The following is a 14,410-nucleotide window of genomic DNA, read 5'->3' on the forward strand; positions in this document are numbered from 1 at the left end:
TCAGGACTTGCGGCGGCCGAACCAGCCCAGCAGCGCTCCGGTCGCGAAAGCCCCGCCGACGGCGCCGAGTCCCGGCCCCTGCTGAACGGTCACCCTCGGGTGGATCAGCACCGGGGGCGGCGGCTCGACGACCGTCTTCAGGTTCTCCTTCGCCGTCGCCGTCCAGGCGGTGACGAACAGCAGGAACCGCGAAACGAGGTTCGCGAACACGAGCAGGCCGATCACCGGGCCGAACAACGTGAAGGCCGGTGATTTCGTGACACTGCCGAGGTAGAGGGTCGCGGCCTGCTGGAGCACGATGAACCCGACCGCGGCGAAGATCGCGCCCTTGACCGCGCTGCGCAGCGCGACATGCTCACGGGGCAGCCTCGCGATGACCCACAGGAAGACCAGGGTGTTCGCGAGCAAGCCGAGCAGGATCGTCGCGACCTTCAACAGGAAGACGGCCCAGCCCTGGTTTTCGAGACCGACCAGTTCGAGCAGGAACCGCCCGACGCCACTGCCCGCCGCGGTGAGGCCGAACGAGACCACCAGCGCGAGACCGAGCCCCACAAGGGACAGCAGGTCCTTGATCGTCGTCGACACCAACGGCAACTGCTGCTTTTCCTGGCCCCACTGGGCGGTCAGCGCGTCACGCAGGTTCGTCATCCAGCCGATGCCCGAATACAGGGCCAGCAGGAGGCCGAACACCCCGATCCCGCCGCCGGAGTCCAGCGCCGCCTTGATGATGCTGCCGACGAGATCGCTCAGCCCTTCCGGGACCGACTTCTTGATGCCGTCCACGAGCTGATTCGTCACCACTTGGTCGCCGGCCAGCACGATCTTGAGGACCGCGAAGGCGACCATCAAGATCGGGATCACCGAAAGCACGCTGAAGTACGTGATGGCGGCCGCGTAGTGGTTGCCGTAACGCTCGGTGAAGGCGTCGTTCGCCCGGATGAGGTGATCGAGCCAGCCGTACTTCCGCCTCAGGCGCGGTAACAGCTTGTCCTGTTCCGGCTTCGCGCCGTCATCATTCGCCACCGTCAAACGCTAACCACACGGCGACGACTGCGCAGCGCGAATCAGCCCGCCGGGGGAAGGAACCCGATGTTCTCGTAGACGTTCCGCAACGTCACCGAAGCGACTTCCCTGGCCCGTTGCGCACCGAGCGCCAAGGCCTTGTCGAGCTCGGCGACGTCGTCCAGATAGGACTGGACGCGCTCCTGCACCGGCGTGACCCAGTCGACGAACGCCTCCGCGACGCCCTTCTTCAGGTCGCCGTAACCCTTGCCCTCGTACGAGTTCTCGAGTTCGGCGACCGGCTGATCGGTCAGCGCGGAGAGGATCGTCAGCAGATTCGAAACGCCCGGCTTGTTCTCGGCGTCGAAGACGATCTCGCGGCCGGTGTCCGTGACCGCCGAGCGCACCTTCTTCGCCGACTTCTTCGGGTCTTCGAGCAGCTCGATGAGACCGTTGCCGGTCGACGAGGACTTGCTCATCTTCGCGGTCGGGTCCTGGAGGTCGTAGATCTTCGCCGTGTCCTTGACGATATGCGGCTCCGGCACGGTGAACGTCTTGCCGTAGCGGTTGTTGAACCGCTGCGCGAGGTTGCGCGTCAGCTCCAGGTGCTGCCGCTGGTCCTCGCCGACGGGGACCTCGTTCGCCTGGTACAGCAGGATGTCGGCGGCCTGCAGGACCGGGTATGTGAACAGGCCGACACTGGCGCGGTCGGTGCCCTGCTTCGCGGCCTTGTCCTTGAACTGCGTCATCCGGCTCGCTTCGCCGAAGCCGGTCTGGCACTCCAGCACCCAGCCCAGCTGGGCGTGCTCGGGCACGTGGCTCTGGACGAACAGCGCGCTGCGGGCCGGGTCGACCCCGAGCGCGAGCAGCTGCGCGGCCGAGCGGCGGGTGCGGTCGAGCAGCACCTTCGGATCCTGCTCGACGGTGATCGCGTGCAGGTCGACGACCATGTAGAAGGTGTCGTGGGTGTCCTGGAGCCGAACCCACTGCCGCAGCGCGCCCAGGTAGTTGCCGAGGTGGAACGAGTCGGCGGTCGGCTGGATCCCGGAGAGCACGCGCGGGCGCTTCTGTTCGTCGGACACGCCCGGATTCTCTCAGGCCACGCCACGGCGGGTCACTCGGCCTCGCCCCGGCCGAACGGTCTAAACGGTTAAACGCCACATACTTCCGACGGTTCTGGCCGGGGTGCCCGATTCCTAGCGTTCATGGCACCGGATCTTCCGGCCACACCGAAGGAGAACCCAGATGAAGGCACGATCCCTACTGATGGGCTTGGCCATGGCGGCCGCGGCCGTCTTCTCGCTTTCCGGCGTCGCGGCGGCGGCCGAGCCCACCGGAGGCGTCCAGCCGAACATCGTCGGCGGCGGCAACGCGACCCAGGTCTACTCGTTCATGGTGTCCCAGCAGTCGAGCTCCGGCAGCCACCAGTGCGGTGGCTCACTGATCAGCTCGACCTGGGTGGTCACCGCGGCGCACTGTGGCACGCCGTACCAGGTGCGCGTCGGCACCACGAACCGCACCAGCGGCGGCACCGTCGCCCGCGTGGCGCAGCGCATCGCCCACCCGAGCGCCGACCTGGCGCTGCTGCGCCTCTCGACGGCGGTGTCGCAGGCGCCGGTCACGATCGCCGCTTCGTCCGGGGCCGTCGGCACCGCGACGCGGATCATCGGCTGGGGCCAGACCTGCCCCACCCGCGGTGGTTGTGGCGCCCCGATCAACCTCCAGGAGCTGAACACCTCGATCGTCGCCGACAGCCGCTGCCTCGGCATCAACGGCGCCAGCGAGATCTGCACCAACAACCCCAACGGCAACTCGGGTGCCTGCTACGGCGACTCGGGCGGCCCGCAGGTCAAGCAGGTCAGCGGTGTCTGGCAGCTGGTCGGCGCGACGAGCCGCGCCGGGAACAACAGCAGCACCTGCGCGACCGGGCCGTCGATCTACGTGGACGTCCCCTACTTCCGTAGCTGGATCCGTACCAACTCCGGCGTCTGATCCGGTCCCCGCGTCGCCCCACCGTCCCCGGGGGCGACGCGGGCCCAGCCGGTTCAGCAAGGAACCGTGCGGAAGTTCGAAGAGCCGCTCCAGCAGCGCGACCGCCTTCAGGGAGTCGCACCGCTCGGGGCGGCTTCTTCCGGTCCGCCAGTAGCTCAAGGTCGCGACGCTGACCCGGACGCCCTCCAGGGCGAGCCGGTGCCGGATCCGGTCGAGGCCGAGGCCGCTGTCCGTGATCGCCCGGTCCAGGGCGCGGGGGAAGGGGTCACCGGGCCGGCTGCGACGCCGTGTCACCGTCATGGACCCGAGCGTGGCGATCAGCGAGCGGCTAAACAATCCGGGCCGGACTAGGTGTACCTACCCAAAAATCCGCCGACCTGCGTTTAGCGGGCAAACCGCGATCCGCCAGGCCAGGGACGCCGACCTGCGTTTAGCCCCCTAATCGCGATCCGGGGCCGGGAGGCGTAGGTCAGGGGCGCTGCTGGCGAGTGAGGGCGTCATCCGCGAGCACGGCCTCGGCCATCGCGGCGACATGCGGGGTGGCGGGCTGCGCCGGAGCGGGAGCGGGGGCGACAGCGGCCGCGCGCGCCTTCCTGCGCTGGCGGAACACGCCGAAGGCCATCCCGACGATGCCGAGCGCGACGGCGATCAAGCCGACCGGGCCCAGAAGACCGAACGCCATCTCCGACCGCGACGTCGTGTCCGCGGCCGATGCCGGCACCGCGCCCGCGACGAGCAGCGCGACCGGGATCGCGACGACCGCCGCGGCCCTCGCCGCGGGCATGGCCGATCGCATCAGGAGATGAACTGGGTTCCGCACCGGAGTGCCTCCCGTGACGTGACATTGCCGAACCGGAACGCTAACCCGAACGAGTGAGCATTTCCAGGATGCTGGTCAAAAAACTACCGAGCGTGTCAAGACCTGTGGGTTCTGATCAACTCGGGGCACGAGAGTAGCCCCTCACAGGGGGGATGTTTCGAGCACCCCTCTTCTCAGAGTTGCCGTATTCAAGATCGGTTTCCGACAAAACCGGACAGGGTTAGACCATTCGACTGTCACACGCGGCCTAACAGGCAGTATCCGGCTTTCCCCGGTTGGTTTCTTGTCCGCAATGGTCTATACCTGTTGACCATACCCCTAAAAGGTATAGACCAATCTCCCTGCATGGTCCCCTCGTACGAAGGAGCCACCGATGTCTCTTCGACGTATTCTCGCGGCGGTCGCCGCCACCTTCGCCGCCACCACGGTCGCCGTGGTCGTCCCGGCCCAATCCGCCTCCGCCGCGGACTGCGTGGCGCCGTGGAACGCGAGCTCGGTCTACTGGGGCGGCAACACCGCCTCCCACAACGGGCGCAACTGGTCCGCGAAGTGGTGGACGCAGAACGAAACCCCTGGTAGCGCGCAGGTATGGGCCGACCAGGGCGCCTGCGGCGGCACCACCAACCCGCCGAACCCGTCCGGCTTCGTGGTCAGCGAGGCCCAGTTCAACCAGATGTTCCCGAGCCGGAACCCCTTCTACACCTACAACGGCCTGGTCACCGCCCTGAGCGCATACCCGGCCTTCGCGGGCACGGGCAGCGACACCGTGAAGAAGCAGGAAGCGGCGGCCTTCCTGGCGAACGTCAGCCATGAGACCGGTGGCCTCGTCCACATCGTCGAACAGAACGAGGCCAACTACCCGCACTACTGCGACACGAGCCAGTCCTACGGCTGCCCCGCGGGCAACGCCGCGTACTACGGCCGCGGCCCGATCCAGCTGAGCTGGAACTTCAACTACAAGGCCGCCGGCGACGCGCTGGGCCTGCCGCTGCTGACCAACCCGTGGCTGGTGCAGAACGACGCGGCCGTCGCGTGGAAGACCGGTATCTGGTACTGGATGACCCAGAACGGTCCCGGCACGATGACCCCGCACGACGCGATGGTCAACAGCCGCGGCTTCGGCGAGACCATCCGCAGCATCAACGGCAGCATCGAGTGCAACGGCGGCAACCCCGCCCAGGTGCAGAGCCGCGTGAACAAGTACCAGCAGTTCACCGGCATCCTCGGCGTGACCCCGGGCGGCAACCTGTACTGCTGATCCAGCGAAGGTGCTGAAGGGGCTCTTCGCCGCATGCGAGACGCGGCGAAGGGCCCTTCAGCTTTCGAGGGATGTCAGCAGCCGCCGCAACGACGCGTCCAGGACGCCGAGATCCTCACCGAGCGGCGAGAGCAGCTTCGCGACGTTCTCCGTGTGCTCGGTCATGGCGGCGTCGACGACTTCGAAGCCACGCTCGGTCAGCGTGACCCGGAAGCTCCGCCGATCTTCGGGATCCAACGCCCGTTCGACCAGCCCCGCCGACTCGAGCCGGTCGATCCTGCTGGTCATCCCGGCCCTCGACATCATCAGCGTCGCGGAAAGCTCGGACGGGATCAGCGTGTACGGCTTCCCGGATCGCCTGAGCGCCGCGAGCACGTCGAACTCCCCCTGCTTCAAGCCGTGCTTCGCGAATACGGCTTCCACCATGGGCGTGGTCAGCATCGCCACCCGACCGAGACGCCCGGCGACCCCGATCGCGGTCAGGTCCAGGTCCGGCCGTTCGCGCCGCCACGCGCCGACGACCGCGTCGATCGCGTCCGTGTTTCGTTCTTCGCTCACGCGAGCAGTCTATTCGACAGGAGATAGTTTGACAGCGAACTATCAGCGGTGGAACTATCGGCGGCATGACACAGCGCATCGAAGCCCGTGAACCCGTCCTCGTCCGCGCCACCGAAGCTGAGACCGTCGGCGCTGCCCCCGCCCTTGTCACGCTGCTCGCCGACGTCTCGACCACAGGCGGGGTCCTGAGCGGCGCGCGAACACGGTTGGGCGTCGGCGCGGATGGAGCCGCTCCGCACTATCACACCGGCTCCTCCGAGATGTTCTTCATGCTCGACGGAAAGCTGGAAGTCCTTGTGGGGGAAGAAATCGTCACCGTTTCCGAAGGTGACATGCTGGTCGTCCCACCACTGATCACACACGCTTTCCGCGCGGCCGTGGACTCGCCGGCGGACGTGCTGATCGTGTTCATCCCCGGCGTGGAACGGTTCGGCTACTTCCGCCTACTGGAGAAAGTCGGGCACGGCGAAGCGACCGTCCAGGATCTCTTGGACAGTCAGGAAAAGTTCGACAACCACTTCGTCGAGAGTCCAGTGTGGACGGAGAGCGCGAAGTCCCGTCAGTAACCGCGCGGCGGATACCCCGGCGGCGGATACCCGGGCTGCGGGTAGTGCGGCGGCGGATACGGCTGCCGCCCGTACTGCGGCGGAGGCGGATACTGCTGCGGAGGCGGGTACTGCTGCGGGTAGCCCGGATTCTGCGGCGGATACGGCTGGTGCGGGTACTGGGGTTGCTGCGGAGGTGGCGGCGCGACGGGCTGACCACCGCCGAGATGGAACGGCAGCAGCGAAACCAGCTGCGCGAGACGCCCCAGCGTCGAAAGCACGTCCTCCGGCTTGGTCCGGCCGAAGGTCGGATTCTCGACGTAGACCAGCTCCGCGCCGACCAGCGACCAGGTGTGCAGCTTCAAGGACCGCATCGTGACGGCGACCTGTGGTGTCAGCACACCGACCGCGACGTTCGGGTCGGTGTCGATCAGCTTGTACCAGCGGTTGAACTTCCGGTCCGCGGTGGCGGGCTCCGGATACTGCTCGACGTCCCAGGCGGACTCGATGCTCGACACGATCTGGAAGTTCGGCATCGGCGCGGGCAGGCTGACGGCCCAGACCGTGTCGATCGAGATCGTGTCGAGCTCGTTGACCTTCTTGTTGGTCCACCGCGTGTGCACGCTCGTGACCGTCGGGCGGCGGTGGTAGTCGAAGACGCTGAACCGCAGTCCCTGATACATGCCGCTCAGCGCGCCGAACGCCATCCGCTTGTCGCCGCGCTGGTTGAACGGCAGCACCGTCCACCGCTCCAGCATGTTCGGCGCGTCCGGGCTGAACTCCCACCCGTACTGGCCGGACATCGCGTAGCGCTCGGCGTTCGTCGCCTCGATACGTCTGGCTTCGTTCGTCTCCATGACCTGACCAGGCTATCCGGAGTAGGTCGCCGTCACCGGCGCGTGGTCGGACCAGCGCCGGTCGTAGGACTCGGCGCGCTCGACCACGACGGAGGTGCACCGCTCGGCCAGGCCGGGGGTGGCGATCTGGCAGTCGATACGCCAGCCGGTGTCGTTGTCGAACGCCTTCCCGCGGTACGACCACCAGGTGTACGGGCCGGGACCTTCCGGGTCGAGCTTGCGCTGGACGTCGACGTAGCCGGCCTCGCTGAACACGCGGCCGAGCCACTCCCGCTCCTCCGGCAGGAAGCCCGAGCTCTTCTGGTTCCCGCGCCAGTTCTTCAGGTCGATCTTGTCGTAGGCGATGTTCCAGTCCCCCACGACGACTACCTCACGGCCGCCGGCCTCGGCCTTGGCGCGCAGGTCGACGAGGTACGGCAGGAACGCCGCCATGAAGCGCTCCTTTTCGTCCTGACGCGGGGTCCCGACGTCGCCGCTGGGCAGGTACAGGCTCGCGACCACGACGTTCGGCAGGTGGATCTCGGCGTAGCGGCCGCTGTCCTCGAATTCGGGCTCGCCGAAACCGATGCGGACCTCCTCCGGCTCCGCCCGGCTGAAGAGCATGACGCCGTTGCGCCCCTTCTGCGCCGACGGCGCGTGCACCACGTGCCAGCCTTCGGGCGCGGCGGCACCGGCCGGGAGCTCCTTGAGCTCGGCCCGGACCTCCTGGCAGGCGACGACATCGGCCTTCGTCGAGCCCAGCCACTCGACGAAGCCCTTTTTCGCGGCGGCACGAAGGCCGTTGACATTCACAGTGGAGACGGTCAGCACCCGTCGCACGCTACCCGGAGGGTCCGACAGAACCGGCAGGGCGTTCGCTCTGCGAGACTGCGCGCATGAGCGAGCTGACCGTGCTGGGCAGCTGCGGCGCCTGGCCGGAACCTGGCCGGGCCTGCGCCGGCTTCCTCCTGGTCCACGAGGGTTTCAAAGTCGTGCTCGACCTCGGCTACGGCGCCGCGTCACGACTGTTCGAACACTGCCCGGACGGCCGGGTCGACGCGGTGGTGGTCACGCACGAGCATCCCGATCACTGCGCCGACGTGAGCGCGCTCGGGCGGGCACGCGCCTACGGGCTGCCGGACGAGCCGAGGATCCCGCTGCACTGCACTCCGGGCACGGTGCGCCGGCTCGAAGCGCTGGAGCCGCGACCACATCCGACGACGATCTTCGATGTGCGGGAGCTCGGGCCGCCGCGCGAGGTCGGGCCGTTCCGGATGACGACGTTCCTGCTTCCGCACCATGTGCCGAACTACGGGGTCCGCCTGACCGCGCCCGGGCTCACGGTCGCCTACACCGGTGACAGCGGGCCGAGCCCGATCCTCGCCGAACTGGCGCGCGACGCCGACCTCCTCATCGCCGACGCCACGCTTCAGGGACCGTCGCCCGACGAGACGCCGCGTCTGGTGTCGACGGCGGGCGAGGCCGGGTACTGGGCCGAGCGAGGCGGTGCCCGGCGGCTGCTGCTGACCCACTTCTGGCCTGGTTCCGACCGCGCGATCTCGGTGGCCGAAGCGCGGAGAGAGTTCAGCGGCGAGGTGCTGGCGGCCGAGGAAGGCACCCACCTGCGTTTAGCCCCCTAATCGCGATCCCGCAGGTCAGAGCCCACCTGCGTTTAGCCCCCTAATCGCGATCCCGCAGGTCAGAGCCCACCTGCGTTTAGCCCCCTAATCGCGATCCCGCAGGTCACGGGCCGCATTTCGCGCCTTCGACCGGGGTCGTGAACTCGACGGAGACCCACTTGCCCTCCGCGACCTTGCGGAAGCCGTTCTCGACCACCGGCTGCGCGTCGATCTTCGCGTCCTTGACGTACTTGCCGACGATCTTCTGCCCGCCGGGTGCGTCGCGCGCGTTGAGCACGTCGGCCGTCACCACGACCTGGCAACCGGTCGGGCTCGACGCGCTCGACTCCCTGTCCTGTCCCGAGATGGCGACGACGACGATCAGCGCCAGTCCGCCGCCGACGAACAAGACCGGTTTCGAGATGGCCATGGTGGTCACTCCTCGAACAAGGGAATCGTTTTCTGTCCGGTCCAGAGTGGCAGAAGCCGGGGCGGCCGCCCAGATCCCGGATCGCCAACCACCCGGAGGCGCCAACGCGGACCGGTCCCGGGCTACCCACCGTCACAACGCGAAAAGGCCCCCTTCCACCTGGGAAGGGGGCCTTCAAGCGAAACTCAGCCCTGGGCGATCTTCTTGGCCAGGTTGGCGTCCAGCGTCGCGAGGAACTCCTCGGTGGTCTGGAACTCCTGATCCTTGCTGATCAGCAGCGCGAGGTCCTTGGTCATCTTGCCGCTCTCGACGGTCTCGACGACGACCTGCTCCAGCTTGTTCGCGAACCCGATCAGCTCCGGGTTCGAGTCCAGCTTGCCGCGGTGCTCGAGGCCCCGGGTCCACGCGTAGATGGACGCGATCGGGTTGGTCGAGGTCGGCTTGCCCTGCTGGTGCTGGCGGTAGTGCCGGGTCACGGTGCCGTGCGCGGCCTCGGCCTCGACGGTCTTGCCGTCCGGGGTGCGCAGCACCGACGTCATCAGGCCCAGCGAGCCGAAGCCCTGCGCGACCGTGTCGGACTGGACGTCACCGTCGTAGTTCTTGCAGGCCCAGACGTAGCCGCCCTCCCACTTCATCGCCGCGGCGACCATGTCGTCGATCAGGCGGTGCTCGTAGGAGATGCCCTTGGCGTCGAAGTCGGCCTTGAACTCGGCCTGGTAGATCTCCTCGAACACGTCCTTGAACATGCCGTCGTAGGCCTTGAGGATGGTGTTCTTGGTCGACATGTAGACCGGGTACTCACGGTCCAGGCCGTACTGCAGCGAGGCGCGCGCGAAGTCCTCGATGGACTTGCGGTAGTTGTACATGCCCATGGCGACGCCGCCGCCCTCGGGGAACTTCGCGACCTCGAACTCCATCGGCTCGGAGCCATCGTCCGGGGTGTAGCTGATGGTCAGCGTGCCGGGACCGGGGACCTTGAAGTTGGTCGCCTTGTACTGGTCGCCGTGCGCGTGGCGGCCGATGATGATCGGCTTGGTCCAGCCGGGCACCAGACGCGGGATGTTCTGGATGACGATCGGCTCGCGGAAGATCACACCGCCGAGGATGTTGCGGATCGTGCCGTTGGGCGAGAGCCACATCTTCTTCAGGCCGAACTCTTCGACGCGCGCCTCGTCCGGCGTGATCGTGGCGCACTTGACGCCGACGCCGTGCTTCTTGATCGCGTTGGCCGAGTCGACGGTGACCTGGTCGTCGGTGCGGTCCCGCTCCTCGATACCCAGGTCGTAGTACTCCAGGTTCACGTCCAGGTACGGGTGGATCAGCCTGTCCTTGATGAACTGCCAAATGATGCGGGTCATCTCATCGCCGTCGAGCTCGACGACGGTGCCCTGGACCTTGATCTTGGCCATGAGCAGCGGTGCTCCTTCCGCGGATCTTCGCGTTCTACTTCAGTCTCCGGTAGCGGTACAAGCGTACTGCTTAACGGTCCTGGATGGTTCCAGTAGTGGTCGGTATCAAGTCTCCACGAGGCGGTTGTGACCGACGTCACCCGGGCGGACGACGGCCATCCGGCCGTCACGGAACCGCGCGGACCGCGACATCATCGAACAGCACTCCTCTGCCGGCCCACCGGAAAGGGCGGTCCCATGACGAACAACCCCTACGCCGTGCCCCCGTACGAGCAGACTCAGGCCCCGGAGCCTTACGGCGCCCAGCCTAGGCAAGCGAGCCGGGCCGTGCCGCGCGTGCTCAGCGGGATCGGCGGTGTCCTGCTGACGCCGGTCGCCCTCGGCCTGGTGATCTACGGCGGCGCACAGCTGCAGCGCAGTCTCTCGCAGTACCTGTCCGTCGGTGAAGACCCGCTCAGCCTGTTCTTGCTGATCCTCGGCGGCCTGCTTCTGCTCGGCGTCGCGCTCCTCGGAGCACTGTCCGGAATCGGGCCCATCGTGGGCGGAGTGCTGTGGGGTGTGCTGCCGGGGCTGACGTTCCTGCTGAGCCCGCAGGACATCATGCGCCTCTCCTACGACGTGACCGGGACGAGTCTCGGGGTGGGCTTGGTGACGTGGCTGGTGATGGGCGCCCTGTTCGCGAGCGGATTCCTGCTCATCGGGGCCGGCCTGGTCGGCACCCTCTCGCGGCGCCGCGCGAATCGCGTTTAGCGGGCTGAACGCGATCCGGCGGAGATCGAAGTGAACCGAAGGGGGCCGGCGTCCGTAGTCCGGTGCAGGGAGGTGACCCGCCCATGTCATCGCACCGGTACGTCGCGGAGTACGACGACGAGGACTACCAGGAGTACGGCGAGTACGAGCAACCCGAAAAACCGCGAGACCCGCGAAGACCGTACGAGGACGTCGAGTCGTATGAACCGTACGAGCCCTTCGACGACGACCTGGTGCCCGAAGACCCGCGCGCGGGCCGAGGCGTGCGTCGCGTACTCAGCGGAGCGGGTGGCCTGATCCTGACGCCGGTCGCCCTCGGCCTGCTGGCCTGGGGCGGCCTGCGGCAGCAGATGCTCGTCCAAGCGACGCTCAGCACCCAGCGTGACGTCCTCAGCATCGGCCTCCTCGTGGGCGGCGGGATCCTGCTGCTGTCGGTCGGGCTGCTCGGCGCGCTCTCGGCGACCGGCCCGATCCTCGGCGGCCTCGTCTGGGGCGTCGCCCCCGGGGTGGCCACGATCGCGGTCCCGGAATGGGGCTTCCGGCTGGTGAAGTACCTGCCACAGAACGACGTCACGTACGGCGTCACAAGCTGGTTGTTCATCGGCGGCCTGCTCGCGACGGGCTTCCTCCTGATCGGCGCGGGCCTCGCGTCGAGACTCGCCCGGCGGCGCCGTTGAGCGTGCTGGGACCATCGGCGCATGGGTTTGTTCACCGTTCCCGAAGCCCGCGCCGAGCTCGCCCGGCTACGCCCCGTGCTCGACGAACTGGTCCGGCTCCGCGCCGACGCGGCCGAACTCGCCGCTTCCCTGCGCCCTGGCGGCCGCGAGACCTCGCTCGGCGGGATGCCGGAGTGGAAGGCCGCGCAGGCCCGGCTGGACGACCTGATGACCACCGTCCAGCGGACGGGTGCCGAGCTGAAGGGTTTCGCCCCGCTCCTGATCGACTTCCCCGCCGAAATCGACGGCGCCGACGTCCTGCTCTGCTGGCTCGAAGGTGATGCGGAACTGTCCTGGTATCACCGCACCGACCTCGGTTTCGCCGGACGCCGCCGTCTCCCGGATAAGGTCGCGGTCGTGACCGAGGAGATCGCGGCCGGGTTGTTCGACGGCATCGCCGCCCGCTACGACGAAGACCCCTTTCACGGCTTGGTCGCCGACGCGCTCGTCGACGGCCTCGGCTGCACGGCACCCGAGCGCGTTCTCGACGTCGCGACGGGGACCGGTGTGGCCGCGTTCGCCGCGCTGCGCCTGGAGCCGGGCGAAGTGCTCGCGATCGACATCTCGCCGGGCATGATCGCCCAGGCCGAGGCGAAGGCGGCGACGCACGATCCCGGGAAACGCATCACCTGGCAGGTCGCTTCCGCGGTTCCGTCGCCGGTGGAGGACGAGGGCGCGGACGCAGTGCTGTGCGCGTCTTCGCTGCACTTCCTCGGCTCGGCCGCGCTCCGCGACTGGCTGCGGGCGCTGCGCCCGGGCGGCAGGGTGGGCTTCAGCCTGCCGCTCGCGTCGACGTTCCGGCCTTCGGAGGCGTTCGCCGCCATCGTCCCCGCCGACCTGAAACTGCCGGAAACCGAGGACGACGCGGCGGAACTGGCCTCCGACGCCGGCTTCACCGAGGTGACCGTGAAACGTCTCGACGTCGAGACCGAGGATCGGGTCCGGTCGGTGTTCGTGGTGCACGCGACCAGGCCCTGACGCCTACAGCGGCGCGAAGAACGGCACGCATTTCGGCGCCGGCGCGTTCTCCGGGTCGAGTGCCTTGAGGATCAGGCTCGTCACGTTCGGGTCGATCGCCTGGCTCAAGTGCCCGGAAACGTCGGCGCCGCAACGGTCCTGCAGCACGATGTCGGTCGCGCCCGGCTCGTCCAGAACTCCGCTGGTGTAGGGCGTGACCACTCGATCGTGGCGGCTCACGATGCTCGTGTAGGTCGGCCCCGGCACGGTCACGCCGTCGCGGGCGAGGTCGTCGAGGAACTCGGACGGCGCCAGGTATTCGCGGCAGGCCCCGCAGACTCCGTCGGCGAGGAGATCGATCCCCGGCAACGACAGCACGGCCTTGGCCAGCTCGGAAAGGCCGTTGAGCGACGTGCCTTTGAAGTTCGAGCCGAAGCCGACGAAATGCTTCACCTTCTTCGCACCTCCTTCGAATTTGAGGTAGTACGCGGGCATCGTCGTGCCCTCGGAATGCCCGACGATGTCGACCTTGTCCGCGCCGGTGCTCGCCCGCACGCGGTCGACGAACGCGCCGAGTTCGACGGCGCTCTTCCGCATGGAAGCAAGCCCGCCGAACAACTGTCCGCCCAGGACGGTGGCGCCATAGGTCAGCGAATAGACGCAGTAACCGGCGTCCTTGAGCTTCGGCGCGTGGTGGAACCAGTTGGTCGTCGCGTTGCCGCCGAGGCCGTGCACCAGCACCACGGGCTCGGGATGGCTCGCACTCGGCCGGCACGACCAGTCGTTCCAGCCGCTGGACGGCGCCGCGTTCGACGACGCCGGGACGGCGATCGTGAACGTCAAGGCCGCGACCAGCGCGGTGAAGATCCGAGCCCGCATACCCGCCTCCGGTTACTCGTCAGTATGTGATGCGAGTCATCATGCGTCACAAATCGACGACCAGAACCAGGAGAGAGACCAGACTTGCCAGCCGGTTCTTGTGATGGATCACAAGGGCAACAGCACTCGCCGCTCGATCGGGCTGGACATGACGATCGACGTCGTCGTGGCGCCCAGCACGGAAAGGTCCTCCAGCAGCTCTTCCAGATGGCCGGTGTCGCGCACGGCGATCTTCAGGATCCAGCAATCCTCGCCCACCACGTGATGGAGTTCGAGGATCTCCGGCCGGTCCATGATCGTCCGCGTCCGCGGGTGCCGGACGGTGAATCCGCTGTGCGGCGCCATCCGCACGAACGCCCGCAGCCCCAGGCCGATCCCGGTGGGCGAAACGAGCGCCGCGTAGCCGGTGATCGTGCCGTCGGCTTCGAGCCGTTTGACGCGCTCGCCGACAGCGGCGGGGCTCAGCGAAACACGTCGCCCGAGCTCGCTCAGGGTGATCCGGCCTTCCTCCTGAAGGAGTTCGAGAAGTCGCCGGTCGATCACGTCCAGTGAACTTTCGGTGAGACCGCGATTAGACCGAGGTTCTTTCAGTGATTCCGCCATTTCACCCATGTTCTCCCCTTTAACCACCCGGATCGC

The 14,410-nt window shown here is 67.7% G+C and carries 17 protein-coding genes; 7 read left to right on the forward strand and 10 right to left on the reverse strand.

Annotated elements, in window-relative coordinates; genetic code table 11:
- Together CVV72_RS24770 and trpS are read right to left on the reverse strand one after the other, a co-directional pair.
- On the reverse strand, nt 1-1,029 hold the full coding sequence (locus tag CVV72_RS24770) for a YhjD/YihY/BrkB family envelope integrity protein (RefSeq protein WP_219146021.1): 1,029 nt from the start codon (nt 1,027-1,029) through the stop codon (nt 1-3).
- Between the two features lie 35 nt (nt 1,030-1,064).
- Entirely contained in the window at nt 1,065-2,084 is a 1,020-nt protein-coding gene (gene trpS / locus CVV72_RS24775; RefSeq protein WP_034304577.1) for a tryptophan--tRNA ligase, read from the reverse strand.
- Between the two features lie 163 nt (nt 2,085-2,247).
- On the opposite strand from trpS, the gene CVV72_RS24780 reads away from it, so the two are divergent.
- Complete coding sequence (locus CVV72_RS24780) at nt 2,248-2,994, forward strand: trypsin-like serine protease (RefSeq protein WP_219146022.1); 747 nt, start codon at nt 2,248-2,250, stop codon at nt 2,992-2,994.
- A 469-nt stretch (nt 2,995-3,463) separates the two neighbouring features.
- On the opposite strand, the gene CVV72_RS24785 is transcribed toward CVV72_RS24780, so the two are convergent.
- On the reverse strand, nt 3,464-3,790 hold the full coding sequence (locus tag CVV72_RS24785) for a hypothetical protein (RefSeq protein ID WP_219154100.1): 327 nt from the start codon (nt 3,788-3,790) through the stop codon (nt 3,464-3,466).
- A 397-nt stretch (nt 3,791-4,187) separates the two neighbouring features.
- On the opposite strand from CVV72_RS24785, the gene CVV72_RS24790 reads away from it, so the two are divergent.
- A complete protein-coding gene (locus tag CVV72_RS24790) occupies nt 4,188-5,072 on the forward strand; it encodes a glycoside hydrolase family 19 protein (protein ID WP_219146023.1) in 885 nt (294 codons plus the stop codon).
- Between the two features lie 57 nt (nt 5,073-5,129).
- On the opposite strand, the gene CVV72_RS24795 is transcribed toward CVV72_RS24790, so the two are convergent.
- Nucleotides 5,130-5,630: a MarR family winged helix-turn-helix transcriptional regulator gene (locus tag CVV72_RS24795; protein WP_219146024.1), complete on the reverse strand. Its 501-nt coding sequence runs from the start codon at nt 5,628-5,630 to the stop codon at nt 5,130-5,132.
- A 65-nt stretch (nt 5,631-5,695) separates the two neighbouring features.
- Here CVV72_RS24795 and CVV72_RS24800 point away from each other — a divergent pair, with 65 nt between their 5' ends.
- Nucleotides 5,696-6,196, forward strand: coding sequence for a cupin domain-containing protein (locus CVV72_RS24800; RefSeq protein ID WP_219146025.1), 501 nt, complete (start codon nt 5,696-5,698; stop codon nt 6,194-6,196).
- Here CVV72_RS24800 and CVV72_RS24805 read toward each other — a convergent pair.
- Nucleotides 6,190-7,032 (reverse strand): hypothetical protein, encoded by an 843-nt coding sequence (locus CVV72_RS24805; RefSeq protein WP_219146026.1) that lies wholly within the window; start codon nt 7,030-7,032, stop codon nt 6,190-6,192. The genes CVV72_RS24800 and CVV72_RS24805 overlap by 7 nt on opposite strands.
- A gap of 12 nt (nt 7,033-7,044) precedes the next feature.
- Nucleotides 7,045-7,851: an exodeoxyribonuclease III gene (locus CVV72_RS24810; protein WP_219146027.1), complete on the reverse strand. Its 807-nt coding sequence runs from the start codon at nt 7,849-7,851 to the stop codon at nt 7,045-7,047.
- Nucleotides 7,852-7,907: 56 nt separating this feature from the next.
- Between CVV72_RS24810 and CVV72_RS24815 the strand changes: the two genes are divergently transcribed.
- Nucleotides 7,908-8,651 carry an MBL fold metallo-hydrolase gene (locus CVV72_RS24815; RefSeq protein WP_219146028.1) on the forward strand — a complete coding sequence of 248 codons (744 nt, stop codon included), beginning with the start codon at nt 7,908-7,910 and terminating at the stop codon, nt 8,649-8,651.
- 103 nt (nt 8,652-8,754) lie between these two features.
- Here the strand turns inward: CVV72_RS24815 and CVV72_RS24820 are convergent, their stop codons facing one another.
- Both CVV72_RS24820 and CVV72_RS24825 read right to left on the reverse strand, forming a co-directional pair.
- Nucleotides 8,755-9,060 carry an SH3 domain-containing protein gene (locus CVV72_RS24820; RefSeq protein ID WP_219146029.1) on the reverse strand — a complete coding sequence of 102 codons (306 nt, stop codon included), beginning with the start codon at nt 9,058-9,060 and terminating at the stop codon, nt 8,755-8,757.
- A gap of 185 nt (nt 9,061-9,245) precedes the next feature.
- On the reverse strand, nt 9,246-10,469 hold the full coding sequence (locus tag CVV72_RS24825; protein ID WP_219146030.1) for an NADP-dependent isocitrate dehydrogenase: 1,224 nt from the start codon (nt 10,467-10,469) through the stop codon (nt 9,246-9,248).
- 237 nt (nt 10,470-10,706) lie between these two features.
- Here CVV72_RS24825 and CVV72_RS24830 point away from each other — a divergent pair, with 237 nt between their 5' ends.
- The 3 genes from CVV72_RS24830 (at nt 10,707) to CVV72_RS24840 (ending at nt 12,913) form a co-directional block, all read left to right on the forward strand.
- Nucleotides 10,707-11,219: a hypothetical protein gene (locus CVV72_RS24830; protein ID WP_255632246.1), complete on the forward strand. Its 513-nt coding sequence runs from the start codon at nt 10,707-10,709 to the stop codon at nt 11,217-11,219.
- An 83-nt stretch (nt 11,220-11,302) separates the two neighbouring features.
- Nucleotides 11,303-11,896, forward strand: a complete 594-nt coding sequence (locus CVV72_RS24835) for a hypothetical protein (protein WP_219146031.1) — start codon at nt 11,303-11,305, stop codon at nt 11,894-11,896.
- Between the two features lie 21 nt (nt 11,897-11,917).
- The gene (locus CVV72_RS24840) at nt 11,918-12,913 is read left to right on the forward strand and encodes a DUF2203 family protein (protein WP_219146032.1); all 996 of its coding nucleotides are present in this window, start codon (nt 11,918-11,920) and stop codon (nt 12,911-12,913) included.
- Nucleotides 12,914-12,916: 3 nt separating this feature from the next.
- Here the strand turns inward: CVV72_RS24840 and CVV72_RS24845 are convergent, their stop codons facing one another.
- Nucleotides 12,917-13,771 carry an alpha/beta fold hydrolase gene (locus CVV72_RS24845; protein ID WP_219146033.1) on the reverse strand — a complete coding sequence of 285 codons (855 nt, stop codon included), beginning with the start codon at nt 13,769-13,771 and terminating at the stop codon, nt 12,917-12,919.
- A gap of 108 nt (nt 13,772-13,879) precedes the next feature.
- Complete coding sequence (locus CVV72_RS24850; RefSeq protein WP_255632247.1) at nt 13,880-14,314, reverse strand: Lrp/AsnC family transcriptional regulator; 435 nt, start codon at nt 14,312-14,314, stop codon at nt 13,880-13,882.
- Between the last annotated feature and the right edge of the window lie 96 nt (nt 14,315-14,410).

The organism is Amycolatopsis sp. TNS106 (genome assembly GCF_019330265.1).
GTDB lineage: Bacteria > Actinomycetota > Actinomycetes > Mycobacteriales > Pseudonocardiaceae > Amycolatopsis > Amycolatopsis lurida.

What these genes read in the sequence shown, in the direction of transcription:
- CVV72_RS24800 (WP_219146025.1), top strand. Translation starts at nt 5,696, where the DNA reads ATGACACAGCGCATCGAAGCCCGTGAACCCGTCCTCGTCCGCGCCACC.
- CVV72_RS24835 (WP_219146031.1), top strand. Translation starts at nt 11,303, where the DNA reads ATGTCATCGCACCGGTACGTCGCGGAGTACGACGACGAGGACTACCAG.
- CVV72_RS24820 (WP_219146029.1), bottom strand. Translation starts at nt 9,060, where the DNA reads ATGGCCATCTCGAAACCGGTCTTGTTCGTCGGCGGCGGACTGGCGCTG.
- CVV72_RS24815 (WP_219146028.1), top strand. Translation starts at nt 7,908, where the DNA reads ATGAGCGAGCTGACCGTGCTGGGCAGCTGCGGCGCCTGGCCGGAACCT.
- CVV72_RS24825 (WP_219146030.1), bottom strand. Translation starts at nt 10,469, where the DNA reads ATGGCCAAGATCAAGGTCCAGGGCACCGTCGTCGAGCTCGACGGCGAT.
- CVV72_RS24790 (WP_219146023.1), top strand. Translation starts at nt 4,188, where the DNA reads ATGTCTCTTCGACGTATTCTCGCGGCGGTCGCCGCCACCTTCGCCGCC.
- CVV72_RS24805 (WP_219146026.1), bottom strand. Translation starts at nt 7,032, where the DNA reads ATGGAGACGAACGAAGCCAGACGTATCGAGGCGACGAACGCCGAGCGC.
- CVV72_RS24780 (WP_219146022.1), top strand. Translation starts at nt 2,248, where the DNA reads ATGAAGGCACGATCCCTACTGATGGGCTTGGCCATGGCGGCCGCGGCC.
- CVV72_RS24785 (WP_219154100.1), bottom strand. Translation starts at nt 3,790, where the DNA reads ATGCGATCGGCCATGCCCGCGGCGAGGGCCGCGGCGGTCGTCGCGATC.
- CVV72_RS24840 (WP_219146032.1), top strand. Translation starts at nt 11,918, where the DNA reads ATGGGTTTGTTCACCGTTCCCGAAGCCCGCGCCGAGCTCGCCCGGCTA.
- CVV72_RS24830 (WP_255632246.1), top strand. Translation starts at nt 10,707, where the DNA reads ATGACGAACAACCCCTACGCCGTGCCCCCGTACGAGCAGACTCAGGCC.
- CVV72_RS24845 (WP_219146033.1), bottom strand. Translation starts at nt 13,771, where the DNA reads ATGCGGGCTCGGATCTTCACCGCGCTGGTCGCGGCCTTGACGTTCACG.